Origin of the sequence: Dactylosporangium fulvum, from assembly GCF_025137375.1 — a bacterium.
Classification (GTDB): domain Bacteria; phylum Actinomycetota; class Actinomycetes; order Mycobacteriales; family Micromonosporaceae; genus Dactylosporangium; species Dactylosporangium fulvum.
In genome coordinates this window covers 328,414-347,300 of the sequence record NZ_CP073720.1, presented here as the reverse complement: position 1 = coordinate 347,300, position 18,887 = coordinate 328,414, and the positions used below count along the sequence as shown (strand labels likewise).

The window sequence follows — 18,887 nt, the reverse complement described above, 5'->3', positions numbered from 1 at the left end:
CCTGAGAGGACCTCGATCGTGGATCACGCGCGGAACCATGCCGCGGCGGCGCAGCCGCACCTGCTGCCGGGCAAGTCCGTTGCACTTGTGCACGAGTGGTTCGCCGTGACCGGGGGATCCGAAAACGTCTTCGTCGCCATCAACGAGGTCCTGCCCCAGGCCAAGCCGTTCGTGCTCTGGCGGGACGAAGAGGCACAGCGCGGAGCCGGGTTCCAGGAGTCGTGGCTGGCCCGCACCCCGTTGCGCCACGCCAAACCGCTGGCGCTGCCCGTGATGCCGTTCACCTGGCGCACCTTGACGCGCGAGCACTTCGACGTCGTCCTGTCGTCCAGCCACGCCTTCGCCCACACGGTCAAGATGGGCCCCCCTGACCAGACGCGGTACCTCAGCTACATCCACTCGCCGGCGCGGTACGTGTGGAGCCCAGACTTCGACGGACGCGGCTCCGGCGGGCTCCTCGCCCTGCCGCGCAAGGCTCTGCAGGCCGCGGACGTGCGGCTGAGCCGCCACGTGCACAGCTACGCCGCCAACTCCCTCGAGGTGCAGGCCCGGATCCGGCGCTTCTGGAACCGCGACGCCCGGGTCATCAACCCGCCGGTGGACGTCGCATACTTCGCCGACGCCCCCGCGCACCAGCGCATGCAGGAACGCGGCTACCTCCTGGGCGCGGGCCGCTGGATCCCGTACAAGAACTTCGACCTCATCATCGCGATCGCCGACGCGGCCCGGATGCCGCTGGTCATCGCAGGTTCCGGTCCGGAGGAGGAGAACCTCCGGCGGGCGGCCGAGAAAGCGAGCGTCCCGGTCACCTTCGAGCACCGACCGCCCCGGGAGCGGCTCCGCGAGCTGTACTGGGGGGCGAGGGCCCTGCTGTTCCCCGCGCACGAGGACTTCGGCATCATCCCGGTCGAGGCCCAGGCCTGCGGCACACCCGTGCTCGGTGTGCGCCGCGGCGGGCTGCTGGAGACGGTGATCGACGGCGACACGGGATTCCTGCTCGATTCGAAGGACCCCGGACATTACGCAGCCGCGCTACAGCAGCTGAACAAGCTCGACCACGAGCGGATCCGCGCCCACGCGTGGAACTTCTCCAACGACGTGTTCAAACAGCGGATCGCGGCCTGGGTCACCGACGACGCCTCCTGAACCTGGGTGCTCCAGGACAAGCGATCACAGTGACCACCCCTGATAACCTCCGTGCTCGTGAGCAACGACTCGAACAGTCCGGCGCAGGTACCGCATGGCGCTCCCGCAGCGCAGGGACGAGCCCAGGTGCCGTCCCAGACCCACCCTGCGTCCGCGCCGGACTGGAGCGTGCCACCGCAGCAGGTCAACCCGAGCCAGCCGCCGGACTGGCAGCCTGAGACGCAAGGGGACGCCGAGCCGGCACAGCCTGCGCCCGGACCATGGGGTGTGCCGGCGCCGACAAGCGGCCAGCCGCAGGCCGCGCCGCAGCCGGCCTGGACGCCGAACCAGCCCGTGAGCGTCCAGCCCGGACCAAGCCATCAGCCGGCTCCACAACCGTTTCCCCAAGCCGTGCCGCAGCCCCCGGGCCCTGGTCCGTGGACTGCGCACGACGCCCGTACGGCACAGGCTGCCCAACTGTGGCAGCAGGAGCGTGCGGCCGGTCGCGAGGCGCCACAGGGCTGGCAACCGCGGATCGAGCCGTCGTCACCCAAGCGTGGCCGGTTGCTGACCGGTCTGCTCGTCGGCCTGTTCGTGGGCCTGGTGGTCTTCGCCCCGGCCGGCTACTTCGTCGGTGACCTGCTGTTCGGCACAGATTCGAAATCCGATGCCACGCATGCCGCACCGAGCCCGTCCAGCACCGGCCTGCCGGCCTACGAGGCGACACAGGCCGAACTGAACCGGAAGAAGTTCGAGGGAGACCTGGCCGTCATGGCCGAGCCGTGGCTGCCGTACCTGTCAAGATGCGTCAAGAACGGCGAACCTGGCACGCCGAAGCTGCCGGGGAACGAGCAGGTTCGCATCACGTGTCAGCTCGACAACATGGCGGTCTACTTCGTCCAGTTCAAGACCGCGGAGGACCGCAGCCAAGAGTTTCTGACCCGGAAACAACAGAACGTCGACGCGCAGCAGCTGGCGCCGGGTGCATCGACACCCACCCGCAAGGCCGGGGCGTCGGGCAAGAACGACGGCAACTACGTGGAGTTCGCGTTCAAGCCCGCAAATGCCGGCGCGCAGACGTATGTCGGCATCTGGTGGGACCGGGACGGTGCCCCACTGCTGGCCGCGCGCATCGAAGCGGCATGGGTCGCCGGACTCGACCAGAAATGGGAGCCGCTCCGAGACATCTGGCAACGGCGCGGATGAACACCGTCGGCTGCACACGGTCGTGATTGACATGTGACGGCCAGCTCGCGTTCCATGAACGACGACGATCCACGGGCTACTTGTGGAGCATCGATCTCGGGTCAGAATCGATCAAGGCGAACATGAAGTCGACGGAGTGGTAGCCGATCGCATACGAGTGCGGCGGATGCCAAGCCGCATAGGCGCGGCACGCGTTGCGAGCCCGATTACTGATCTCGGTGTCGGTCGGCTTGTCCCATGACCAAGCAACCTGGCCCAGACGCGAATCGGACCAATACACGGGCAGAACGTACCAGCTGACATCCCCATACACCGCCGGCTGCTCGGCGGCCAACTCACGCAACGCCTGCCCCGCCGCGCGGTGATCCGGGTTGTCGTCGACCAGCCAGCTCGGCGCGTATACACCTGCGCCGTGGCCGATCTCGTCGACCAAAGCGGAGATCGCAGACTTGACCGCGGCGACCGTCACCTGCCCGTCGATCAGCCCCGCCTCGTGCACCCGACCACCGCCGAGACAACCGAGCGCCGCTGTCAACTCGTCGTAGCGAGCCTTCCCGAACGCCTCCGAGGTGAGCGGGGCGTAGCCCTCCGCAGCTGGATTATGGGCGACACCCCACCAACGCGAGTGCTGCGCACCGTTGATCTGCTGCCGTGCGGTGCTGCCGGTGCCCCGGGTCAGCAACAGAATGTGCACGTCCCGGCCGGCAGCCACGTGCTCCGCAATCATCACGCCGGCCCCGAGGGTCTCGTCGTCGGGGTGCGGTGCGACCAGGATCCATGGGCGACCCGTCTTGTCGGGTTCACGCTTGGCCACCGTCGGCGAGGCCTTCCGGCTCTCGCATCCACCTTGTGCTGCCGTCGCAGCAGATTCCACGAGGACAGCGGCGGCAGCGAGCAAGGTGCGCCGGCTAGGCATCGACCATCTCCATCTGATCGGGATACGCGTGATGTCAATGATCGCGCAAACACCGGATCCAGCCACGCAGAGGTAGCAGCGCTCAGCGTGGTGGTCCCGTCGCCGTGCCGTGGGCGACGATGGCCGGCTCAGCGGCGCGCACCTGGGCGAAGCTGGCCTTCAACCCGCGGCGGAGCACTCGGGCCAATGGTCGCTCGACCAGGCGGTGCGTCAAGAAGGCTAATCCGAGCAGCACGATGACGATCGCCGCTACCAACAGCCACGCGGGCACAGTCTCGCGCAACTGGACCACGGCCACCCATCCCAACTGCCGGTGCAGCAGATAGACGGGATAGGTCAGGGCACCGAGCGTCATCAGCCCGGGCCACCGCAGCCAGGAGAGTTTGCCGAGGGACAACAGAATCATCAGTCCGAACAGGACGAACAGGATGACCAGGGCGACCTTGTACGAGATGTGGTCGGTGCGCGCCAGCGGCGCGACGCGCCGTTCCAGCGAGGGAACGGCCATCACGATGGAGACGGCGAGCATGCCCCACAGCAGCATGTTCGACCCGAATCGGTAGATCAGGTAGAGGGTGGTGCCGGCAATGAAGTACGGCGCGAATGTCGGATCGACGATGGCGATGAGCGGATCAAACTTGGTAAAACCGGCAAATAGGTACAACACCGTCCAGATAACATTGAACAGCACCACCCGCCGGTATGTCAGGCCGAACCAGACCACCGTCGCGAACAGGATGTAGAACTTTAGCTCGATGAACAACGTCCAGTAGACGTCATCAACAGGCTGAACATTGACGAAGCGTTGCAGCATCGTCAGGTTGACGAGCACCTGCGACAGCCCGGGGGCGCGTTGGACCGGCGCGATCATCAGAACCATGCCGGTGACCAGTACAGCGAACAGGTACGCGGGCATCAGCCGGGTGACGCGCGAGGTGAAGAAGTCCGACAGCGACCGCCCCCAGCAACTCATGCAAATGACGAAACCGCTGATGATGAAGAAGAACTCCACCCCCATCCAGCCGTACCGAAAAGCGCCGACCACGACTGGACCGAAAGTCCCGTCAGGGTCCGCGCCCCACGCTCCCCGGCGGCCGATGTCGGCGATCAGGTGATAGCCGAACACCACCATCGCGGCGAAGAAGCGGAACAGGTCCAGGGCGTACAGCCGATCGACTGGACGTCGGTTGCCGCCGGAGGGGGCGGCACTCATCGTGCCGACCGGGGTTGTCGAAACCGTCGGGGTTGTCGCATACGCCGGAGACGTCGCATCCAGGACACCAGGTGCGCGTGTCAATAACGGCAGTTCCACGGTTGGTTGGGCGAGTGCCACGCCCGGCTCATCACCAGTCTCGACGCCCACGTTCCTCCCCACCACCCGTGTCGCCGGCCCGCGCAGCGTACCTGACATGTCGACCAGTTGCGGCCCTGATGCCTCATGCGCTGACAGCGCAGGTGAGCTGAACGCCGGACATGAATGTAGAGCGGCCCGGCTTGGTGTTGGCTCGTGAGAGGCGTTCGCGTAACATGAGCCAGCTCGTCGGCTCGGGGGCCGGCACCTCACTCGGGATGGGATCAATGCCGGACGTGGCACGCAACGGGCCGGGCACCACGCCAAACGTGCTGATCCTGGGCACGGCCGAATGGGACTCGGCGATCGCCACCAACCAGCACTACGTCACCCGCGAGCTCGCTGCGGCGGCGGACGTGACGTTCGTGGAATCCCTCGGCCTGCGACGGCCCACCCTCCGCCGAGCTGACGTCGCCAGGATGGCGGCACGAGCACGCCGCGCGTTCGCGTCCGCGACGCCTGCGGACGGACCGAAGACGACGGGACGGCCCAGGCCGGACCGCACACGCATCGTCTCGCCACTCGTCGTGCCCGTGCACCGTGCTCCCACCCGTGTGCTGAACCGCACGCTGCTGCGCCGCTCCACCGCCGCCTGGCTGGAAAGCCCCCGACCACGCGTACTGTGGACCTTCACGCCAGTGACGTATGGCTTGGAAAACGCCGCAGACGTCGTGATTTACCACTGCGTCGACCTGCTCGCGAAGTTTCCCGGCATCGACGGCGTCGCCGTCGGTAAGGGCGAGCGGAATCTCGCGGCCCAGCCCGGCATCGTCGCCATCGCAACCAGCCAGGCGGTGCACGAGCATCTCCTCAGCGCCGGGTTCCCCCGCGTGGAACTGCTGCAAAACGTCGCGGACGTGTCCGTTTTCACCGAAGGCAGCCGCCCGGCCGTCGAGCGCCGCCCAGCCGCGATCTTCTCCGGCAACCTCACCACCGCCAAACTCGACATGCCGCTGCTCGAGTCCGTCGCCAGGGCGCTGCAAGGACGTGGTGAACTACTCCTCGCCGGTCCGCTGGCCGCCGGCGGCGGAAGCTTCACCGCTGAACTGCAACAACTGGAGGCGTTGGGCGCCCGCTATCTCGGCCTGCTCACGCCGAACGAGCTCGCCGCAGCCGCCGGCACCTGTTCCGTCGGACTCATCCCGTATTCGATCAACGACTACACGACAGGCGTCAGCCCGCTGAAGTGCTTCGAGTATCTTTCGTCCGGTCTGTCGGTGTTGAGCACACCGCTGCCGTCGGTGCAGGCGCTCACGCGGAACAATCGGCATGTCATCGCAGCTGACAGCGCCGACTTCGTCCACCACCTCTCCCGGATGCTGGCGCCCGTCACCGACGACGTGATCACCGACCGGATCGACAGCGCTGGTCGGCACGGCTGGGACGAGCGTGGGCAGGTGCTGCGCAACCTGCTGACCGCTGAACTCACGCACCTGCCGGTCCGGTGACGACCGTGCCAACCGCGGCTCGACCGTCCTGATTGCTCGGCCATGAATCGCGTCTTGTCCACGGTCGGCAGGATTCCCCTGCGGGTCGGCGTCCTGGTGCTCTTCGCGCTTGCAGTGCCGCAGATTTATCTGTTCCCCGAAGGCACCATGGACATCGCGCTGTCGTCCATCGTCACCATCCTGCTCGTGCCGACCGTCGCGGTCTCAACGTGGCGCAATCCCGACGTGCGACGGCTGCTGCGCACCCCGCTGTTGTACGCCCTGCTCGCACTCCTGGCGACCCGAGTCCTTGCACTGCTCTGGTCGCCCGACTCAGGGTACGGCCGACTGCCGATCGTCCTGCTCGGCCAGTTCCTGGTGACACTGGTGCTGGTGTACGGCGCCATGAGCGAGGAACCTGACCTTCTGCGCCGGATCCAGTTCGTCTACTGGCCCCTCGTCCTACTGCAGGCTCTCCTGATAGCACTGTTCCGCCTCTTCCCCCGGCTGGAGGACGCCTACCTGCGTTCAATCGCCGGGGTGTTCGCGGGCCAGAACACCGTCGGGGGACTCTTCGACGTGAACCGGAACAACGTGCTGGATCCCGCCAAGTCGGGCGGGGTGTTCATCAACGCGAACGTCTCCGGGCTGTTCCTGGGCGTCAGTGCCATGGCCGCGTTCGCCATCTGGTCGCGCACGCGGCAGCGACTCGTATTGGTGGCAGGGTTTGTCGCATTGACCGGCGTCTGGTTCACCGGATCCAAATCCGGGCGGATGTTCGCCATCGTGCTGCCCCTCGCCGCGCTGGCCGCCTACCACTGGCAGAAGCTGAGGCCGGCCGTCCGCAGGAATCTGCTGATCGCTGGGGGCGCGACGGCAGTTGCAGTCGCTGCAACACTCGGCTTCTCCGAAGGCGGGTTCGCCACCGCCGTCCGGGTGGCTTTCGGCCAGCGGACCGAGATCTGGGGCTACAGCGGCGAGGCATTCGTTCAGGATCCTTTGCTCGGCCTCGGCTGGGGTGGCTGGCAAGCCGGGTTCGCCTCGTATGCCGCCTCACACGGCATCTACAGCCCGAACTTCCCGCCGCACAACATCCTGCTCGCCGCATGGGCATCAACCGGCCTGCTCGGACTCGCACTGACGATCCTGCTCTTCGGAGTGATGCTAGGGCTCGCCATCAAGGCGTTCGGACGGTACTCGGGCCACAACTCATTGTTCGTGGCGTGGACAGGCGCGGCATTGGTCTGGACAATCGTCCAGGCCATGGGCGAGAACACCGACGTGTTCGGGGACATCCACCTCATCCCGATTCTCGCACTGCTGCTCTGCTACCTGATCCGTCCCTTGTCACAGGAGACAGAACGTGTCGAAGACGCCGATATCTGGAATCGTGAGACATCAATTATTCCAGCCGTCCGAGACGTTCATTCCCAGTCAGGCTATGGCGATGCGGACGTTCCGACCGTTGTATATCGCACGGGACGCGGTGGTTGGGGCCCCGGCCGGCACCGACGCCATTAGCCTCTCCCGGTTCGGCAAGGCAGCAACCACCTCGTACCTGCTGACCCGCCGGTCGGACCGGTTGGTGAAGACACTCGCCGATCGTGGCGTAGCCGTCCTGCACGCCCACTTCGGCGTCGAGGGCGTGTACATCACCCCAACCGCCAAGGCACTCGGCGTACCGCTCGTCACCACGCTCCACGGCTTCGACGTGACCATCGCGAAGAAGCAGCTGCTCGCATCGAAGAAGCCGTCCTGGGTCAACTACGTCACGTGGCGCAAGTCGCTCTTCGATACCGCCGCAGTGTTCATCTGCGTCTCCGAGTACATCCGGCGCCGTGCGGTCGAATGGGGCTATCCAGCCGAGCGCACCGTGGTGCTGCCGATCGGTGTCGACACGGACCTCATCAAGCCGGTGCCGTTCGTCGAGACGCCTCGGATCGTGCACATCGCCCGCCTGGTGGAGGTGAAGGGCACCGCTGACCTGCTACAGGCATTCGCCACTGTACGCCGAGCGATACCCGCGGCCGAGTTGGTCATCGTCGGTGACGGCCCACTGCGGGCGCAGCTCGGTGCGCTCGCGACGCAGCTGGGAGTCTCGGAGGCGGTGCGGTTCCTCGGAGCGCAGCCGCACGCCGAGGTGCTGGCACAGGTCAGCGCCGCGCAGATGCTGTGCCTGCCGAGCGCGACGGCGTCCAACGGTGCCCAGGAGGGTCTGGGCATGGTGCTGCTGGAGGCGGCCGCCTCGGGGCGGCCGGTGGTCGGCACCGATCACGGCGGCATCCCCGAGGCCGTCGTCGACGGCGTCAACGGCTACCTGGTGCCGGAACGTGATCCGGCTGCGCTCGCCGAGCGACTGATCACCCTCCTCGTCAACCCCGACCTGGGCGAGCGCTTCGGTGCAGCGGGTCGCGCGATGGTGGAGCACCGGTTCGACCTACGCGCACAGACCGCCAAACTGGAGTCGCTGTACGAGGATCTGATGTGACACAGGCGATCATCGGGCAGCGGTGCGGAAAGGCGAAGCGCCGTGGCTAGCACATTCCTCCGGCTCCTGCTCGGCGGCCTCGCCGGGAAAGTGCTTGGCATCGTCCGGGAGGTCCTGCTCGCCGCGCTCTTCGGCGCCGGACGGGCCGTGGGCGCCAACCGGATAGCGATGACCGGGACCATGGTCCCGATCAACTTCTTCACCGCCGATGCGCTGTCGGCCGGCTTCCTGCCACTGTACGTGCAGTACAAACGGGACAGCCCGGCGATGTCGCTGGCGCTCTACCGCTCGGTCTGGCGACTGCTCGCCGCTCTCTCCATAGGCCTGGTGGTCGCCCTGCAGGCGGCACGAGGTTTCTGGGTCGGCCTGCTCGCTCCAGGACTCGACGATTCCACCGCGGCATTGACCGGGTCCATGCTGTCGATCGCCGCACTCGGTGTGCCCTTCTATGTCCTGTACAGCCTCCACTCACTCGTAGCGCTGGCACACGATGACGTGCGCTTGATCAACATACGGGCCTCGTTCCAGAGCATTGGGCTCATCGCGGCGACGGTTGCGGCGTACCTCACCGGTGACGTGGTGCTGCTCGCCTGGGGATTCACCGCGCCGTACGCCGTGCTGTGGTGCTGGAGCGCGTACTGGGTCCGGCGTAAGAACTATCTCAACGACGAGGGTGGCATGCCGGGCCCCCGGCAGTCGCTGCGTGCACAGAACAAGATTGCACTCGCGATGTTCTGGCGCCGACTGCGCCCGCTGCTGCTCATCCCGGTGCTGCTGCAGGGTTCCATCGCGGTCGAACGCGCGGTCGGCTCCTTGCTCGGTATCGAGGTTGTTGCCGCAACGGAGTACTCACGATTCGTTGTCGACTCGCTGATGGCGCTGATCGCCGCACCGCTCGGGCTGGCCGGACTTGCCGCGTTCGCCCGAATGCAGACGGAAGAGGTCCGCGCCGGCCTCGAGCGCCTGATCACTCCGGTCCTGCTGGTCACCGTGCCGCTGTCGATCGTGCTCGGCCTCAACAGCCGCGGCATCATCACGGCCCTCTATGCTCGCGGTCAGTTCGATGACCAGGCCGTCGACGTATCGTCGATCATGCTGCTCGGGTTCTCGCTGGGCATCTGGGCCAACGTGCTTGGCCACACCCTCGTCAAGGTGCTCAACGCGCGAGGACAGAACGCACGGGTTGCGGTCGTCAACGGCCTCTCCTTCGGAATCGCCGCCACCGTGAACCTGGTCATGTGGCGATTCTGGGGGCCGATCACAATCGGTGTCGCCTCGTCCATCACTGGCCTGGTGATGTTCGTCGGCGCGGCATGGTCGTTGGGGATCATGCGGCATTGCTTGCGGCTGCTCGCACTACTGGCGCCCGGCATCGTCGGCGCGGTCGCGGCCGGATGGCTCTTGGCCGGCGACGGAATCCTGCGGCTCATCGCCTCATGCACCGCCATCGGTTTGATCTGGCTCACATACATCGTGTGCGTGCCGCGTTTCCGCCATGTCTTCGTGGTTCGTGTGTGGTCCAAGGTCGCCGCGCGCGGCCGAAAATCGCCACCTGCCCAGGAAGCGGTGCCGGTCCGTTCCGGGGTCGGCAGGCACCGCAGGATCGTGGACTGAGGCAGTCCCAAAGGCAGGGCCGCTGGCCTTCGCCGCAGGCACTGACTAGCCTGTTGCAATTCCCGCCTACACAAGCCGAGGAACCATTTGGTCGGACAGGTCGCTCCAGAGAACATCGCGAACCAGGATCCGGTCACCGCTCCCACTACCCGTCGCCGCCTGTGGTGTTACGACGTCGTCGCCGGAGCGGTGCTGCTGGCCTCATTCCCCGCCGTCCACGACGTGAAGAGCCTGCTCACCGCGCCGTACTGGGCGGACGAGGCGTGGGTGGCGTTGTCTGTTCGGTTTCCGCTGAGCGACCTGCCGATCACGACGTCGTCGAGTCCGTTGGGGTGGAGCTTCCTGCTGCGCCTGGTGCCCGATGATGATGACTTGCGGGTCGTCCCGCTTGTGTTCCACCTCCTCACGGTCCTCGCCGCGTACCTGCTCGGCCGGGTGCTGGCCTGGCCGGCTCGGGGCCGGGCGGTCCTCGCCGGTTTCATCTGTGCGGCGGTGGTCCTGCTGCTGCCCGCCCAGCAGATCCGCCACGACCTCAAGCAGTACACCGCTGACGCTGCCGTCTCATTAGGCCTGCTGGTCTTGAGCGCCTCGACGGAACAGAGCTGGTCACGCCGGCGCCTCAGCGTGCTCACCGCCGCCGTCGCAGTGGGAATGATGCTCAGCCATGTGACCGCCGTGGTCGCCCCGTGCGTGTTCGGCGGGCTGGTGTTGGTGACTGCGATTCGGCGGCAGTGGCGGCGACTGGTTGAGGTGATCTCGTGCGGCATCGGCGCCGGGTTGATCATCGCGGCCGTCTACTTCGGCATCTCCGGCCGGGGTCGCAACGATCAGATGCAGCAATACTGGGTGGCCAACTTCCCGACCGTGGCCGAACTACCCGACTACCTCCAGCACCAGCTCGACGCCCTGATGCCCTTGATCGGCGTGTCGGGGCCGCTGGTCGTCGCCCTGATCATCGCCGGATTACTAACCGTGGTCAGGTGGGCCCGCCCCGCTACCGCCGTGGCGATGCTGCTGCTCCTGCCGACGGCGATCGTGCTCGGTGTGGGCGAGATCTATCCACTGCTCGAAACGCGTACCTCGCACTTCCTGCTCGTCGCGGGCGCGGCGGCGGCCGGTATCGGGATAGTCGGTGCGGCGGATCTCGCAACGAGCCTGACCCGCCGCGCTCTACCGGCCGGCGGCCGCCAAGCCGGCACGCACCTGGTCGCCACTGCCGCGGTCAGCGCCCTCCTGGTCGGCGGGTTCGCGTTCACCAACCACCGGTGGTACCGGTTCGACCAGAACGAGAGCTTCTACTACACCGCCAACGGCGTGGAGGACGTCCGGTCGGCCACCGAATACGTCACCATGTACGCCGCACCGGGCGACGTCATCCTGGTGAGCAACCTCGCCTGGTACGGCTTCGCGTTCTATTCACGAGAGACTCCGCTCGAGCTGGTCGCCCCGTACGGCAACACCGTCGGTTTCTATGTCGATCTGCCTGGGCGATCCGACGTGATCCGGGTTTCCGACCGCAACGCGGAAGCCATCCGGCGGAACCTCGAACTGGGAATCCAGAAGGCTGCCGAGCGCGGTCCGGACAGCAGGGTCTGGCTGATCCGCTCGCACATCATCGGCAGCGAGGCGAAGGCGTGGCAGGAGGTGCTCGCCGACTATCAGGTCCAGTTGGTCACCGATGGTCTAGAGCCGGTTGCCTTGATCACCAGGAAGTAGCGTGACCCGTGTCAGACTGCCGTCTCCGACCGAACCCGATCTGCCGCGCGATGGACGGCTGCCAGGCCCAAAGCGCGGGACAGCGCCGCAACGGTCTATGGAGGATTACCACCAGGGGTGATAGGACGCTAGTCTGTTGCCCCGCCCGAGCCCTTCGGAGATCGTGATGAAGCTGTCGATCCTGATGCCGGTCTACAACGAGGAAGAGCGCGTCGCTGACGCCGTGAAACAGGCACTCGACGTGAACTACCCGACCGAGACCGAGCTTGTGATCGTCGACGACGGCAGTCGCGACCGCACCGCCGAGATTCTGGGCGCCATCACCGACCAGCGTGTCCGCGTTTTCCTTCACCCCCGCAACAAGGGCAAGGGCGCGGCGATCCGCACCGCGGTGGAGAACGCGACCGGTGATTACATGGTCATCCTCGACGCCGACCTCGAGTACGACCCCCAGGACATCCCGAAGCTGCTCGAACCGGTGCTGGACGGCCGGGCCACAGTGGTCTACGGCAATCGCACGTTCGGCAGCCACAGCTCGTTCTCGTTCTGGTATGTCATGGGCAACAAGGCCGTCACCACCGCGGCCAACATGCTGTTCAACTGCTACCTCGGCGACCTCGAAACCTGTTTCAAGCTCATGCCGATCGAGCTGTACCGGTCACTGCACATCCGCTCCGCGGGCTTCGGCATGGAAGCCGAAGTGACCGGCAAGCTACTGCGCAACCGCCACCGGCCCTACGAGGTGCCGATCAGCTACCGCGCACGCACCCGCGAAGAGGGCAAGAAGATCACGTGGAAGGACGGAGTCGAAGCGCTCTGGATCCTGTCCCGCGAGCGCGTCCGCAAGCCACATCATGCCCGCTGAGCTGAACACCGCGGCTCATCGCGTCGTGTGCCGTCACCGGCCTCATCGTCACTTGGAGCCGAAGTGACCAGTGCTGATCGTGATCACGCTGCGCTGTCGCGTCGCCGCATGCTCGCGGGGGGAGGCGCGACGATCCTCGGCGCGTCCGCCGTCACGGCCATCGGCGTCGCGGTAGCGAAACCCCACGCAAGCCCGCCGATCGCCGGCGGCACCGACTGGATCGACGTGCGGGATCACGGTGCGCAGGGCGACGGTGTCACCGACGACACGCAGGCAATCAAGTCGGCCATCGCAGCTGCGGCGAACGGCGGCGTCGTGACCTTCGGCGTCAACAAGACCTACCGGATCAGGGGCCGAATCGACATGCCGGTCGGTCTGGTGGGGTATCAGGGCAACGGATCGACGCTGAACTGTGCGGAGGTCCCGGACACCGACAGGTACGCCATCCGCTTCGTGCCCTCCCCCGCCCCTGCGGCCGATCCGAACATGTTCACCGAACGCTGGACCTACAGCTACTGGTGTGAAGGACTACGCATCGTCGGACCGTCCGACAACGGCCGCGACACGGCGCGGGCGCTGGACGGCATCTTCATCGGGCGCCCGCCCGAGGTAGATGAGGGCAACGTGGCCGGAATGAGTTTCTACAACGTAGTGGTGCGCGGATTCCGCGACAACTGGACCATCGCCGACCAGTCCTGGTTGCTGGCCTTCTACCACTGCTACTCGTCAAACGCCTGGCGTCGGGCGTACCACTTCGAGTCCATCGTCAACGCCGGCGAGAATTACAATTTCCACGGCGGGGTCATCCACGGAAACGCGATCGGCGTGCATGCAAACGTGGAAGGAAACAGCGACATCAACTTCTTCGGTGTCTCCTTCGACTACAACGAGCTTCACATGCAGCTTGAGTCGGGCATCACCACGCTCACCGGTTGCCACCTGGAGGACCGGAATACGTCGCCGATGATCACCGTTTTGTCGACCGGCGGCAAGGAACCGGCCAAACTCGACCTCGTCTCCTGTGTGGTGGCCGGCACCGAGACTTCGGCCGGAGGCCGCCGCAGCTTCGTCACGGTGTCCGGCGATCGCTCGGTCGTGCGCGTCCACGGCGGCGCATGGCCGCGGTACGACAGACCGGACAGCGAACTGGTGACCGTCCCGCCGGGCGCCGGCCGGCCACTGGTGAGCGTTGAACACGTTGACCCTGTAATCAAGGAGAACGCGGCACCTCGGATCTCCGGAGTTACGTCGCTCGTACACAACGGCGGCTTTGAAGACGGCCTCACCGGGTGGACGCTGTCGGCATCCGGGTCAGCCGGTTCACACGCCGTCGACACCAGCGTCCGCCGCAGCGGTAATGCGTCGCTACGAATCGCCAAGTCGGCCGCTGGCAACTATGGCTTCTGGCGCGACGTTCCGGTCACGCCAGGCGGACGATTGCTGGTGCGGGGCTACATCCGCGCGCAGGCTCTGAACGCTGGCGGGGGTTTCCGAGTCGACTGGCTCGACTTCGGGGGAGTCGAGGTCGCCGCACGCGAGGACGCTGTCGGCGGAACCGTTTCGGGCACCACCGACTGGATTCAGCGGTCCGCCACCCTGGCCGTGCCGGTCGGAGCGGCCCGGGCACGCGTCTGGGCATGGACGATCGCATCCTCCGGTTCCATGTGGTTCGACGACATCGAAGCGTGGAACCTCTAGTCAGGACACTGCGGGGCCGGTGAGCTCACCGAACGTGTTGTATGACCCAGCGGCGGCCCCGGCCGCCAGCGCGTCCGGGAAGGTCTGCCCGGTGGCCGACAGGATCAGCGCGGACGGGTCATCGACAGGACGTCCAGCGCGTCGTCGAGCTGCTCCTCCGTCAGCTTGCCCGCAGCGACGTGGCCGCGCTCCAGGACCACCTCACGGATCGTGCGGTTCTCCTTCAGCGCTTGTTTGGCGATCGACGCCGCCTCCTCGTACCCGAGGTACTTGTTCAGCGGCGTGACGATCGACGGTGAGCCTTCGGCGTAGGCGCGCATCACGGAGACGTTCGCGGTCAGGCCCGCGACGCACCGCTCGGCGAAAAGGCGGGAGACGTTCGCGATGAGGCGGATCGATTCGAGGAGGTTGCGGGCGATCACCGGCAGCATGACGTTGAGCTCGAAGTCGCCCTGGGTGCCGGCGAACGCGACGGCCGCGTCGTTGCCGATCACCTGGGCCACCACCTGGCGGACCGCTTCGGGGACGACGGGGTTGACCTTGCCGGGCATGATCGACGAGCCGGGCTGGAGGTCGGGGATGTGCAGTTCGCGCAGGCCGGCGCGGGGGCCGGAGCCCATCCAGCGGATGTCGTTGGCGATCTTGTACAGGCCGGCGGCGATCGTGCGGACCGTGCCGGACGCCTCGACGAGGGCGTCGCGGGCGCCCTGGGCCTCGAAGTGGTTGCGGGCCTCGGTCAGCGGCAGCCCGGTCGTGGACGACAGGGCGAGGATCGCGGCGGCGGCGAAGCCGGGCGGGGTGTTGATGCCGGTGCCGACCGCGGTGCCGCCGAGCGGCAGTTCCGCGACCCGGGGAACGACCGAGTTGATGCGTTCGATGCCGTAGCGGACCTGTGCGGCGTACCCGTGGAACTCCTGGCCGAGGGTGACCGGGGTGGCGTCCATGAGGTGGGTGCGGCCGGCCTTCACGACCGTGGCGAACTCGTCGCCCTTCTTGCGCAGTGCCAGTTCCAGCGTCGACAGGGCCGGGATCAGGTCGTTGACCAGGGCCGACGTGGCGGCGACGTGGATGGAGGTGGGGAACACGTCGTTGGACGACTGGGAGGCGTTGACGTGGTCGTTGGGGTGGACCGGGCGGCCGAGGTCGCGGCTGGCGAGAGTGGCGATGACCTCGTTCATGTTCATGTTCGACGAGGTGCCGGAGCCGGTCTGGAAGACGTCGATCGGGAAATGTCCATTGTGGATGCCGGAGGCGATCTCGGTGGCGGCGACGATGATGGCGTCGGCCATGTCGGAGTCGAGGACGCCGAGCTCGGCGTTGACGGCCGCGGCGGCGGCCTTGATCTGTGCCAGTGCGCGGACGTGCGCGCTTTCGAGGCGCCCGCCGGAGATCGGGAAGTTCTCCACGGCCCGCTGGGTCTGTGCCCGCCAGAGCGCGTCGGCGGGGACGCGCACCTCACCCATCGTGTCATGTTCCACGCGGTATTCCATAAGGCCAATGGTGCTCCTCGGCGGGCCGCTCAGCGCGTCAACGCGGCAAGATCGCGGGCGCCGAGGGAGGTGAACAGCGCCACGGCCTCGTCCATGCGGCCCAGGCCGGCCAGGGCGCGGGCCTGTTCGTACCGGTCGCCGATCCCGGCGGCCTTGGTCAGCGCCTCCCGGTGCAGCCGCTCGGCGGCGGCGTGGGAGCCGGCAGCGCGCAGCGACAGGGCCAGGTCGTTGGCGGCGAGGCACTGACCGGAGACGTCGGCGACCCGCTCCATCTGCTCCCGGGCGGTGCGCTGGCAGGTGATCGCGTCGCCGATCCGGCCGGCGAGCCGGTGCGCGGTGCCGAGCTTGCTCAACGTCTCGGCGGCGCCGTACTGGTTGAACGCGTCCTGCTTGAGCAGCAGTGCCCGGCGCAGCAGCGCGGTGGCGACGGCGAGGTGGCCGAGGTGCAGGTGGACGAGGCCGAGCTCGCCGAGCATGATGCCGACCGGTCGGATGCCGCCGATGCGCCGGGCGACGGCGAGGCCGCGGCGGTTGGCGGCGAGCGCCTGGGTGTAGTTGCCGGCCTGGGTGTGGACCAGCCCCATCGTGCTGTGCAGCTTGAACTCGAGGCTCGGCGACACCTCGTAGCCGGGGTATTCGACGGGTACCGCGGCAGCCGCCTCAGCGGCGGCGATCGCCTCCGGGTACTGGCCGAGTTTGCTGTGCAGCATCGCCCGGTTGGTCAGGGCGGTGCCGACGAGCCGGGGCAGCCGTTCCCGTTCGGCGATCCGCACGACGATCTGCAGGGTGGCGAGGGCGTCGGCGAGGCGGCCCATCCGGAAATAGACGGCGGCGAGGTAGTTGCGGGACTCGGCCTCCAGCTCGGGGTCGGGCAGCGCGACGGCCGCGGCGATCGCCCGCTCGTAAAGGTCGAGCTGGGTCTCGCCGTAGCCGAACCCGTAGAGGAACGGTGACACGGCCCGGGTCATCAGGCAGGTGTGCCGGTGCATGCCGTGCTCGGCGGAGAGCCGAGCGACGCCGAGGACGTTGGGCAGTTCGCGGTCGAGCCACTGCCGGGCCTCGGCGACGACGCTGAACTCCTTCGCGGTCGGCGGTGGCGTGTCCAGGCGCAGCAGTGACCGGGCGTCGGACAGCTCCATGTAGCTTGTCGCGCTGACGACGCTGTAGAGGTAGTGGTCCAGCAGCCGTTCGACGGCGGCGTGGGCCTCGGCCGCGGCGAGCTGGGCGGCGTAGTCGCGCAGCAGGTCGTGCAGCCGGTACCGGCCGGCCGCGGGCGCTTCGACCAGGTGTACGTCGACGAGGTCCTCCAGCAGCGCCTCGGCCTCGGCGACCGGCAGGTCGGCGAGGGCCGCCGCGGCGGCGGGCTCGAAGTCGCCGGGCGGGTGCAGTCCGAGAACCCGGAAAAGCCCCTGCAGCGGTACGGGCAGTTGCTGGTACGACAGGGTGAACGCGGCGGCGACGGTCCGCCCGTCGACGGCGAGCTCGGGCAGCCGCCGGTCGGCGGTGCGCAGCCGGGCGGCGAGGTCGGCGACGGTCCAGGTGGGCCGGTGCTGGAGCCGGGCGGCGGCGAGACGGACCGCGAGCGGCAGCCGTCCGCACAGCTCGGCGACCTCCTCGGTGCGTTCGGGGTCGGCGAGGGCCCGGTCGCCGACGGTGCGGCGCAGCAGTTCGACGGCGTCGTCGAGGGGCAGCACGTCGAGGGAGACGGGCTGGGCGCCGTCGAGGCCGCCGAGCCGGCGGCGGCTGGTGATGATGACGCCGGTGTTCGCGGTGCCGGGCAGCAGCGGCAGCACCTGGGTGGTGTCGAGGGCGTTGTCGAGCAGGACGAGGACCTGCCGGTCGGCGAGTTCGGTGCGCCACAGCACGGCGCGGTCGTCGAGGGCGGCCGGGACCCGTTCGGCGGGGACTTCGAGCTGGCGCAGCAGCGCGCCGAGTGCTTCGCCGGGGTCGAGTGGCGCCCGGTCGCTGTGGCCGCGCAGGTCGAGGTAGAGCTGGCCGTCGGGGTACCGGTCGGAGGCGGCGTGGGCGGCGCGGACGGCGAGGGTGGTCTTGCCGGTGCCGGCCATGCCGTCGATGGCGAGGACCGTCTGGGGGCCGTTGCTGAGCGCGTCGACGAGCCGCTGGACGGTGTCGGCGCGGCCGGCGAAGTCGGCGATGTCGCGGGGCAGGCAGCGGGCGGGGCGGCGCAGGCCGATGCGCGGGGGCTGGGGCAGCTGGGGCAGCAGCAGGCTGACGTCGCCGGTGAGGATGCGCCGGTGCAGCTCGACGAGTTCGGCGCCGGGCTCGATGCCGAGTTCCTCGGCGAGCAGCGCCCGGCCGCGGCGGAACACGGCCAGGGCGTCGGCGCGGCGGCCGGTGCGGGCCAGGGCGGTCATGAGCTGGCCGCGGAACTGCTCGTGGTGCGGAAACCGCTCGACGAGGTCGGCGACTTCGGCGAGGATCTCCTCGGCCAGGTCCAGTTGCAGTTCGAGGTCCAGGCAGAACGCCATGGCGGCGGTCCACTGCTCGTCGAGGTGCGCCGCGGCAGCTCGTACGACATCGGAATCAACGTCCGCGAGGGGACGTCCTCGCCACAACGCGAGAGCGGCGCGCAGTTCGTCCCGCGCGCCGGCGAGGTCCCCGTCCGCGGCGGCGGCCCGGCCGCGCTCGACCCGGGTGGCGAACAGCGCCGCGTCGAGATCCTCGGGGCCGACCTTGATCCGGTAGCCGGTGGGCTCGGTGATGACGAGGTCTTCCGGCAGGCCGGCGCGGCGCAGCAGTTGTCGCAGCCGCGAGACGCAGCTGTGCACCTGCGCTCGTGCGGTCGGCGGCGGGTGGGTGTCCCACAGCGCGGTGACGACCTGTTGGACCGGGACGAGTTGGCCTTCGCGGAGCAGCAACAGGGCGAGCAGGATCCGCTCGCGGGGCGCCGCGACCGTGATTTCGGTGACCGGTGTGCGGATCTGCACCGGCCCCAAGATCGAAAACCTGGTCGAATTGCGCATAACCACC

General features: G+C 67.8%; 13 protein-coding genes. 9 read left to right on the top strand and 4 right to left on the bottom strand.

Annotation, left to right across the window (positions count from 1 at the left end):
- Nucleotides 1–18: 18 nt before the first annotated feature.
- Nucleotides 19–1,146 carry a glycosyltransferase gene (locus Dfulv_RS01635; RefSeq protein WP_259860816.1) on the top strand — a complete coding sequence of 376 codons (1,128 nt, stop codon included), beginning with the start codon at nucleotides 19–21 and terminating at the stop codon, nucleotides 1,144–1,146.
- A gap of 333 nt (nucleotides 1,147–1,479) precedes the next feature.
- Complete coding sequence (locus Dfulv_RS01630) at nucleotides 1,480–2,331, top strand: hypothetical protein (RefSeq protein ID WP_259860815.1); 852 nt, start codon at nucleotides 1,480–1,482, stop codon at nucleotides 2,329–2,331.
- A gap of 76 nt (nucleotides 2,332–2,407) precedes the next feature.
- Here Dfulv_RS01630 and Dfulv_RS01625 read toward each other — a convergent pair whose 3' ends face one another.
- On the bottom strand, nucleotides 2,408–3,247 hold the full coding sequence (locus Dfulv_RS01625) for a PIG-L deacetylase family protein (RefSeq protein ID WP_259860814.1): 840 nt from the start codon (nucleotides 3,245–3,247) through the stop codon (nucleotides 2,408–2,410).
- Between the two features lie 82 nt (nucleotides 3,248–3,329).
- Entirely contained in the window at nucleotides 3,330–4,610 is a 1,281-nt protein-coding gene (locus Dfulv_RS01620) for an acyltransferase family protein (RefSeq protein WP_259860813.1), read from the bottom strand.
- Nucleotides 4,611–5,152: 542 nt separating this feature from the next.
- Here Dfulv_RS01620 and Dfulv_RS01615 point away from each other — a divergent pair.
- The 7 genes from Dfulv_RS01615 (at nucleotide 5,153) to Dfulv_RS01585 (ending at nucleotide 14,406) form a co-directional block, all read left to right on the top strand.
- Nucleotides 5,153–6,046, top strand: a complete 894-nt coding sequence (locus Dfulv_RS01615) for a glycosyltransferase family protein (protein WP_259860812.1) — start codon at nucleotides 5,153–5,155, stop codon at nucleotides 6,044–6,046.
- 54 nt (nucleotides 6,047–6,100) lie between these two features.
- Nucleotides 6,101–7,546 carry an O-antigen ligase family protein gene (locus Dfulv_RS01610; protein WP_259860811.1) on the top strand — a complete coding sequence of 482 codons (1,446 nt, stop codon included), beginning with the start codon at nucleotides 6,101–6,103 and terminating at the stop codon, nucleotides 7,544–7,546.
- Nucleotides 7,491–8,513, top strand: coding sequence for a glycosyltransferase (locus Dfulv_RS01605; protein WP_259860810.1), 1,023 nt, complete (start codon nucleotides 7,491–7,493; stop codon nucleotides 8,511–8,513). Before Dfulv_RS01610 ends, Dfulv_RS01605 begins: the two co-directional genes overlap by 56 nt.
- A 90-nt stretch (nucleotides 8,514–8,603) precedes the next feature.
- Nucleotides 8,604–10,127 (top strand): lipid II flippase MurJ, encoded by a 1,524-nt coding sequence (locus tag Dfulv_RS01600; protein ID WP_259860809.1) that lies wholly within the window; start codon nucleotides 8,604–8,606, stop codon nucleotides 10,125–10,127.
- An 87-nt stretch (nucleotides 10,128–10,214) separates the two neighbouring features.
- Complete coding sequence (locus Dfulv_RS01595) at nucleotides 10,215–11,843, top strand: hypothetical protein (protein WP_259860808.1); 1,629 nt, start codon at nucleotides 10,215–10,217, stop codon at nucleotides 11,841–11,843.
- A gap of 166 nt (nucleotides 11,844–12,009) precedes the next feature.
- Entirely contained in the window at nucleotides 12,010–12,708 is a 699-nt protein-coding gene (locus Dfulv_RS01590; protein ID WP_259860807.1) for a glycosyltransferase family 2 protein, read from the top strand.
- Between the two features lie 63 nt (nucleotides 12,709–12,771).
- Nucleotides 12,772–14,406, top strand: a complete 1,635-nt coding sequence (locus tag Dfulv_RS01585) for a glycoside hydrolase family 55 protein (RefSeq protein ID WP_259860806.1) — start codon at nucleotides 12,772–12,774, stop codon at nucleotides 14,404–14,406.
- A 104-nt stretch (nucleotides 14,407–14,510) separates the two neighbouring features.
- Here the strand turns inward: Dfulv_RS01585 and Dfulv_RS01580 are convergent, their stop codons facing one another.
- On the bottom strand, nucleotides 14,511–15,896 hold the full coding sequence (locus tag Dfulv_RS01580) for a class II fumarate hydratase (protein ID WP_259860805.1): 1,386 nt from the start codon (nucleotides 15,894–15,896) through the stop codon (nucleotides 14,511–14,513).
- A gap of 29 nt (nucleotides 15,897–15,925) precedes the next feature.
- The gene (locus tag Dfulv_RS01575; RefSeq protein ID WP_259860804.1) at nucleotides 15,926–18,844 is read right to left on the bottom strand and encodes an AfsR/SARP family transcriptional regulator; all 2,919 of its coding nucleotides are present in this window, start codon (nucleotides 18,842–18,844) and stop codon (nucleotides 15,926–15,928) included.
- Nucleotides 18,845–18,887: the final 43 nt, after the last annotated feature.

Excerpts from the sequence above, each read along its gene's own strand:
- Dfulv_RS01625 (WP_259860814.1), bottom strand. The coding sequence starts at position 3,247 with ATGCCTAGCCGGCGCACCTTGCTCGCTGCCGCCGCTGTCCTCGTGGAA.
- Dfulv_RS01590 (WP_259860807.1), top strand. The coding sequence starts at position 12,010 with ATGAAGCTGTCGATCCTGATGCCGGTCTACAACGAGGAAGAGCGCGTC.
- Dfulv_RS01580 (WP_259860805.1), bottom strand. The coding sequence starts at position 15,896 with ATGGAATACCGCGTGGAACATGACACGATGGGTGAGGTGCGCGTCCCC.